This window comes from Streptomyces phytophilus (genome assembly GCF_013870535.1).
GTDB lineage: Bacteria > Actinomycetota > Actinomycetes > Streptomycetales > Streptomycetaceae > Streptomyces > Streptomyces phytophilus.
The window spans coordinates 1-1,649 of record NZ_JACBXC010001302.1; the positions used below are offsets into that span (position 1 = coordinate 1).

General features: G+C 73.2%; 1 protein-coding gene and 1 pseudogene. Both read left to right on the top strand.

Annotated features, from left to right (window positions below; genetic code table 11):
• A pseudogene (locus H5J30_RS37110) lies at positions 1 to 166 on the top strand (amidohydrolase); the annotation flags it as partial.
• Positions 167 to 829: 663 nt separating this feature from the next.
• Positions 830 to 1,597 (top strand): polyprenol monophosphomannose synthase, encoded by a 768-nt coding sequence (locus H5J30_RS31800; protein WP_181791054.1) that lies wholly within the window; start codon positions 830 to 832, stop codon positions 1,595 to 1,597.
• Positions 1,598 to 1,649 lie beyond the last annotated feature (52 nt).

Below are 1,649 nucleotides of genomic sequence, written 5' to 3' on the forward strand. Positions count from 1 at the left end.
CGGCGACCTCGTCGTACAGGTGCCCGACGAGCGGATCGCGAACTGGTCGACCGACCCGCGCTCCGGCACCCCGGGCCTGCCCGACCTCACACCCGGCGCGGAACTGCCCGTGTGCCTGCGCACCGTGGTGGCCGGAAACACCGTCCATGCGGGGCCGATCGGGTGAGTTAACGATCTTCGATAGGCCGAACGAAGGCCGTCCCGGGCGCGGGACCGCGGCCTGATTTCGGGACTGACCAGCCGCTTCGGCAAAACGCCACAGGTGACACGGCTGTTGACACGCAGCGGGCAACGGCGGGTAGTTTCGGCCGAGTCCACCACAGGACGTCCGGCCGGATCACCTCCGCGCAGTCGTGGAACGCTCTGGGCCACGGATGGTGTGCCGCACCGGCGCCCCATCGCAGGCAGCCAGGTCCAGGACTCCGGCACGGGGGCGAGGGAGGATGGCATCCGTCGGGCTGGTGTGACCCCGGGTGGGGCCCGGACGCTCAGTAGACAACGGCCCTCGGTCGATCCGCAGCCAGCGGGTCCCAGGTCGGACCGAAGGGCGCCGGGCCCGACCCGTAGCGGCGCGGGCCGCACGGGCGGACAGGGCGCGCCACCGCCGCCGTCCCCGCCCTCCGCCCCTCCTTCCCCTCGCTCCGCTCCTGCGCGGTCGCCCGCGGGCCGCCCGCGGCCGTCCGGGGGTGGCGCGCGCGGCGTCCCGCGGTACCGTTGCGGACCGCCTCGGTGCCGGACCTCAGTGGACTCTGGCTAAGGTGGGCGTCCCGTCCCGCGCGGCCGTGTGCGCGCGTGGACGGCTCAAGCGGGAATTGCGGAAGGGACGGCAGTGACAGACGGGGTTCAGGGGCGCTACGGCCCGCTGGGCGGGATCCTGGTGATCATCCCGACGTACAACGAGGCCCTGAACCTCGGGTCGATCGTCTCCAGGGTGCGGGCCGCGGTGCCGGACGCCGACGTCCTGGTCGTCGACGACAACAGCCCGGACGGCACCGGGAAGCTCGCCGACGAGCTGAGCGCCGACGACGCGCACGTACACGTGCTGCACCGGGCCGGCAAGGAGGGCCTGGGGGCCGCCTACCTCGCCGGCTTCGGCTGGGGCCTGGAGCGGGGCTACGGCGTGCTGGTCGAGATGGACGCGGACGGCTCGCACCGGCCGGAGGAACTGCCCCGGCTGCTCACCGCGCTCAAGGGCGCCGACCTGGTGCTCGGCTCCCGGTGGGTGCCCGGCGGTCGCGTGGTCAACTGGCCCAGGTCCCGGGAGTTCATCTCCCGCGGCGGCAGCGCGTACTCGCGGATCTGGCTCGGGCTGCGCATCCGGGACGTCACCGGCGGCTACCGCGCGTTCCGCCGGGAGACGCTGGAGGGCATCGGGCTGGAGAACATCGCCTCGCAGGGGTACTGCTTCCAGGTGGACCTGGCCCGCCGGGTGGCCGACGGCGGCTACCACGTGGTGGAGGTCCCGATCACCTTCGTCGAGCGGGAGCGCGGCGACTCCAAGATGAGCAAGGACATCTTCGCCGAGGCGGCGTGGCGGGTGCCGGCCTGGGGCGTACGGTCCCGGCTGGGGCGGATTCTCGGCCGCAGGCACACTTGAGTCATGAGCGATCGCATTCCGCAGCCCTACGAGGACCCGGCAGGCTCCGACG